A 4,669-nucleotide genomic window follows, 5' to 3' on the forward strand; every position below is an offset into this window, starting at 1 on the left:
TGATTTGCAAGAACGCGTACTTATTCGCCACCATGATTATGACCAGTGTTTCCAGTCCGTTCAGTTGTTGCAGTGGAATAGTCAGGTTAAATTTAATGTGACCGTTTATCGCAATCTGCCGACCACTCGCGATTCAATCATGACTTCGTGATAAAAGATTGAGTGTGAGGTTATAACGCCGAAGCGGTAAAAATTTTAATTTTTGCCGCTGAGGGGTTGACCAAGCGAAGCGCGGTAGGTTTTCTGCTTAGGAGTTTAATCATGTTTCAGACTTTTATTTCTCGCCATAATTCAAACTTTTTTTCTGATAAGCTGGTTCTCACTTCTGTTACTCCAGCTTCTTCGGCACCTGTTTTACAGACACCTAAAGCTACATCGTCAACGTTATATTTTGATAGTTTGACGGTTAATGCTGGTAATGGTGGTTTTCTTCATTGCATTCAGATGGATACATCTGTCAACGCCGCTAATCAGGTTGTTTCTGTTGGTGCTGATATTGCTTTTGATGCCGACCCTAAATTTTTTGCCTGTTTGGTTCGCTTTGAGTCTTCTTCGGTTCCGACTACCCTCCCGACTGCCTATGATGTTTATCCTTTGGATGGTCGCCATGATGGTGGTTATTATACCGTCAAGGACTGTGTGACTATTGACGTCCTTCCCCGTACGCCGGGCAATAATGTTTATGTTGGTTTCATGGTTTGGTCTAACTTTACCGCTACTAAATGCCGCGGATTGGTTTCGCTGAATCAGGTTATTAAAGAGATTATTTGTCTCCAGCCACTTAAGTGAGGTGATTTATGTTTGGTGCTATTGCTGGCGGTATTGCTTCTGCTCTTGCTGGTGGCGCCATGTCTAAATTGTTTGGAGGCGGTCAAAAAGCCGCCTCCGGTGGCATTCAAGGTGATGTGCTTGCTACCGATAACAATACTGTAGGCATGGGTGATGCTGGTATTAAATCTGCCATTCAAGGCTCTAATGTTCCTAACCCTGATGAGGCCGTCCCTAGTTTTGTTTCTGGTGCTATGGCTAAAGCTGGTAAAGGACTTCTTGAAGGTACGTTGCAGGCTGGCACTTCTGCCGTTTCTGATAAGTTGCTTGATTTGGTTGGACTTGGTGGCAAGTCTGCCGCTGATAAAGGAAAGGATACTCGTGATTATCTTGCTGCTGCATTTCCTGAGCTTAATGCTTGGGAGCGTGCTGGTGCTGATGCTTCCTCTGCTGGTATGGTTGACGCCGGATTTGAGAATCAAAAAGAGCTTACTAAAATGCAACTGGACAATCAGAAAGAGATTGCCGAGATGCAAAATGAGACTCAAAAAGAGATTGCTGGCATTCAGTCGGCGACTTCACGCCAGAATACGAAAGACCAGGTATATGCACAAAATGAGATGCTTGCTTATCAACAGAAGGAGTCTACTGCTCGCGTTGCGTCTATTATGGAAAACACCAATCTTTCCAAGCAACAGCAGGTTTCCGAGATTATGCGCCAAATGCTTACTCAAGCTCAAACGGCTGGTCAGTATTTTACCAATGACCAAATCAAAGAAATGACTCGCAAGGTTAGTGCTGAGGTTGACTTAGTTCATCAGCAAACGCAGAATCAGCGGTATGGCTCTTCTCATATTGGCGCTACTGCAAAGGATATTTCTAATGTCGTCACTGATGCTGCTTCTGGTGTGGTTGATATTTTTCATGGTATTGATAAAGCTGTTGCCGATACTTGGAACAATTTCTGGAAAGACGGTAAAGCTGATGGTATTGGCTCTAATTTGTCTAGGAAATAACCGTCAGGATTGACACCCTCCCAATTGTATGTTTTCATGCCTCCAAATCTTGGAGGCTTTTTTATGGTTCGTTCTTATTACCCTTCTGAATGTCACGCTGATTATTTTGACTTTGAGCGTATCGAGGCTCTTAAACCTGCTATTGAGGCTTGTGGCATTTCTACTCTTTCTCAATCCCCAATGCTTGGCTTCCATAAGCAGATGGATAACCGCATCAAGCTCTTGGAAGAGATTCTGTCTTTTCGTATGCAGGGCGTTGAGTTCGATAATGGTGATATGTATGTTGACGGCCATAAGGCTGCTTCTGACGTTCGTGATGAGTTTGTATCTGTTACTGAGAAGTTAATGGATGAATTGGCACAATGCTACAATGTGCTCCCCCAACTTGATATTAATAACACTATAGACCACCGCCCCGAAGGGGACGAAAAATGGTTTTTAGAGAACGAGAAGACGGTTACGCAGTTTTGCCGCAAGCTGGCTGCTGAACGCCCTCTTAAGGATATTCGCGATGAGTATAATTACCCCAAAAAGAAAGGTATTAAGGATGAGTGTTCAAGATTGCTGGAGGCCTCCACTATGAAATCGCGTAGAGGCTTTGCTATTCAGCGTTTGATGAATGCAATGCGACAGGCTCATGCTGATGGTTGGTTTATCGTTTTTGACACTCTCACGTTGGCTGACGACCGATTAGAGGCGTTTTATGATAATCCCAATGCTTTGCGTGACTATTTTCGTGATATTGGTCGTATGGTTCTTGCTGCCGAGGGTCGCAAGGCTAATGATTCACACGCCGACTGCTATCAGTATTTTTGTGTGCCTGAGTATGGTACAGCTAATGGCCGTCTTCATTTCCATGCGGTGCACTTTATGCGGACACTTCCTACAGGTAGCGTTGACCCTAATTTTGGTCGTCGGGTACGCAATCGCCGCCAGTTAAATAGCTTGCAAAATACGTGGCCTTATGGTTACAGTATGCCCATCGCAGTTCGCTACACGCAGGACGCTTTTTCACGTTCTGGTTGGTTGTGGCCTGTTGATGCTAAAGGTGAGCCGCTTAAAGCTACCAGTTATATGGCTGTTGGTTTCTATGTGGCTAAATACGTTAACAAAAAGTCAGATATGGACCTTGCTGCTAAAGGTCTAGGAGCTAAAGAATGGAACAACTCACTAAAAACCAAGCTGTCGCTACTTCCCAAGAAGCTGTTCAGAATCAGAATGAGCCGCAACTTCGGGATGAAAATGCTCACAATGACAAATCTGTCCACGGAGTGCTTAATCCAACTTACCAAGCTGGGTTACGACGCGACGCCGTTCAACCAGATATTGAAGCAGAACGCAAAAAGAGAGATGAGATTGAGGCTGGGAAAAGTTACTGTAGCCGACGTTTTGGCGGCGCAACCTGTGACGACAAATCTGCTCAAATTTATGCGCGCTTCGATAAAAATGATTGGCGTATCCAACCTGCAGAGTTTTATCGCTTCCATGACGCAGAAGTTAACACTTTCGGATATTTCTGATGAGTCGAAAAATTATCTTGATAAAGCAGGAATTACTACTGCTTGTTTACGAATTAAATCGAAGTGGACTGCTGGCGGAAAATGAGAAAATTCGACCTATCCTTGCGCAGCTCGAGAAGCTCTTACTTTGCGACCTTTCGCCATCAACTAACGATTCTGTCAAAAACTGACGCGTTGGATGAGGAGAAGTGGCTTAATATGCTTGGCACGTTCGTCAAGGACTGGTTTAGATATGAGTCACATTTTGTTCATGGTAGAGATTCTCTTGTTGACATTTTAAAAGAGCGTGGATTACTATCTGAGTCCGATGCTGTTCAACCACTAATAGGTAAGAAATCATGAGTCAAGTTACTGAACAATCCGTACGTTTCCAGACCGCTTTGGCCTCTATTAAGCTCATTCAGGCTTCTGCCGTTTTGGATTTAACCGAAGATGATTTCGATTTTCTGACGAGTAACAAAGTTTGGATTGCTACTGACCGCTCTCGTGCTCGTCGCTGCGTTGAGGCTTGCGTTTATGGTACGCTGGACTTTGTAGGATACCCTCGCTTTCCTGCTCCTGTTGAGTTTATTGCTGCCGTCATTGCTTATTATGTTCATCCCGTCAACATTCAAACGGCCTGTCTCATCATGGAAGGCGCTGAATTTACGGAAAACATTATTAATGGCGTCGAGCGTCCGGTTAAAGCCGCTGAATTGTTCGCGTTTACCTTGCGTGTACGCGCAGGAAACACTGACGTTCTTACTGACGCAGAAGAAAACGTGCGTCAAAAATTACGTGCAGAAGGAGTGATGTAATGTCTAAAGGTAAAAAACGTTCTGGCGCTCGCCCTGGTCGTCCGCAGCCGTTGCGAGGTACTAAAGGCAAGCGTAAAGGCGCTCGTCTTTGGTATGTAGGTGGTCAACAATTTTAATTGCAGGGGCTTCGGCCCCTTACTTGAGGATAAATTATGTCTAATATTCAAACTGGCGCCGAGCGTATGCCGCATGACCTTTCCCATCTTGGCTTCCTTGCTGGTCAGATTGGTCGTCTTATTACCATTTCAACTACTCCGGTTATCGCTGGCGACTCCTTCGAGATGGACGCCGTTGGCGCTCTCCGTCTTTCTCCATTGCGTCGTGGCCTTGCTATTGACTCTACTGTAGACATTTTTACTTTTTATGTCCCTCATCGTCACGTTTATGGTGAACAGTGGATTAAGTTCATGAAGGATGGTGTTAATGCCACTCCTCTCCCGACTGTTAACACTACTGGTTATATTGACCATGCCGCTTTTCTTGGCACGATTAACCCTGATACCAATAAAATCCCTAAGCATTTGTTTCAGGGTTATTTGAATATCTATAACAACTATTTTAAAGCGCC

Annotated in this window: 9 protein-coding genes; all 9 read left to right on the forward strand. The window is 44.6% G+C overall.

What is annotated here, in order from left to right; all coding sequences use genetic code 11:
• Window positions 1-4: 4 nt before the first annotated feature.
• Window positions 5-151: a major capsid protein gene (locus PHA8399_RS23010; protein WP_001494097.1), complete on the forward strand. Its 147-nt coding sequence runs from the start codon at window positions 5-7 to the stop codon at window positions 149-151.
• Window positions 152-261: 110 nt separating this feature from the next.
• A complete protein-coding gene (locus tag PHA8399_RS23015) occupies window positions 262-789 on the forward strand; it encodes a hypothetical protein (protein ID WP_000487867.1) in 528 nt (175 codons plus the stop codon).
• An 8-nt stretch (window positions 790-797) separates the two neighbouring features.
• Window positions 798-1,784 (forward strand): Minor spike protein, encoded by a 987-nt coding sequence (locus PHA8399_RS23020; protein WP_000466547.1) that lies wholly within the window; start codon window positions 798-800, stop codon window positions 1,782-1,784.
• A gap of 63 nt (window positions 1,785-1,847) precedes the next feature.
• Window positions 1,848-3,389 carry a replication endonuclease gene (locus PHA8399_RS23025; protein ID WP_000252566.1) on the forward strand — a complete coding sequence of 514 codons (1,542 nt, stop codon included), beginning with the start codon at window positions 1,848-1,850 and terminating at the stop codon, window positions 3,387-3,389.
• Window positions 3,322-3,474, forward strand: coding sequence for a hypothetical protein (locus tag PHA8399_RS23030; RefSeq protein WP_435988044.1), 153 nt, complete (start codon window positions 3,322-3,324; stop codon window positions 3,472-3,474). The genes PHA8399_RS23025 and PHA8399_RS23030 overlap by 68 nt, the downstream gene beginning before the upstream one ends.
• A complete protein-coding gene (locus tag PHA8399_RS23035; RefSeq protein WP_016670801.1) occupies window positions 3,407-3,646 on the forward strand; it encodes a phage DNA packaging protein C in 240 nt (79 codons plus the stop codon). Before PHA8399_RS23030 ends, PHA8399_RS23035 begins: the two co-directional genes overlap by 68 nt.
• The gene (locus PHA8399_RS23040) at window positions 3,643-4,101 is read left to right on the forward strand and encodes a scaffolding protein D (protein ID WP_000084700.1); all 459 of its coding nucleotides are present in this window, start codon (window positions 3,643-3,645) and stop codon (window positions 4,099-4,101) included. Before PHA8399_RS23035 ends, PHA8399_RS23040 begins: the two co-directional genes overlap by 4 nt.
• A complete protein-coding gene (locus PHA8399_RS23045) occupies window positions 4,101-4,217 on the forward strand; it encodes a phage DNA packaging protein J (RefSeq protein ID WP_000033471.1) in 117 nt (38 codons plus the stop codon). The genes PHA8399_RS23040 and PHA8399_RS23045 overlap by 1 nt, the downstream gene beginning before the upstream one ends.
• Window positions 4,218-4,253: 36 nt before the next feature.
• Window positions 4,254-4,669, forward strand: a 416-nt coding sequence (locus PHA8399_RS23050) for a major capsid protein (protein WP_280137391.1), incomplete at its 3' end; no start/stop codon positions are given.

The organism is Leisingera aquaemixtae (assembly GCF_001458395.1).
GTDB lineage: Bacteria > Pseudomonadota > Alphaproteobacteria > Rhodobacterales > Rhodobacteraceae > Leisingera > Leisingera aquaemixtae.

Excerpts from the sequence above, each read along its gene's own strand:
- PHA8399_RS23015 (WP_000487867.1), top strand. The coding sequence starts at position 262 with ATGTTTCAGACTTTTATTTCTCGCCATAATTCAAACTTTTTTTCTGAT.
- PHA8399_RS23020 (WP_000466547.1), top strand. The coding sequence starts at position 798 with ATGTTTGGTGCTATTGCTGGCGGTATTGCTTCTGCTCTTGCTGGTGGC.
- PHA8399_RS23025 (WP_000252566.1), top strand. The coding sequence starts at position 1,848 with ATGGTTCGTTCTTATTACCCTTCTGAATGTCACGCTGATTATTTTGAC.
- PHA8399_RS23040 (WP_000084700.1), top strand. The coding sequence starts at position 3,643 with ATGAGTCAAGTTACTGAACAATCCGTACGTTTCCAGACCGCTTTGGCC.
- PHA8399_RS23045 (WP_000033471.1), top strand. The coding sequence starts at position 4,101 with ATGTCTAAAGGTAAAAAACGTTCTGGCGCTCGCCCTGGTCGTCCGCAG.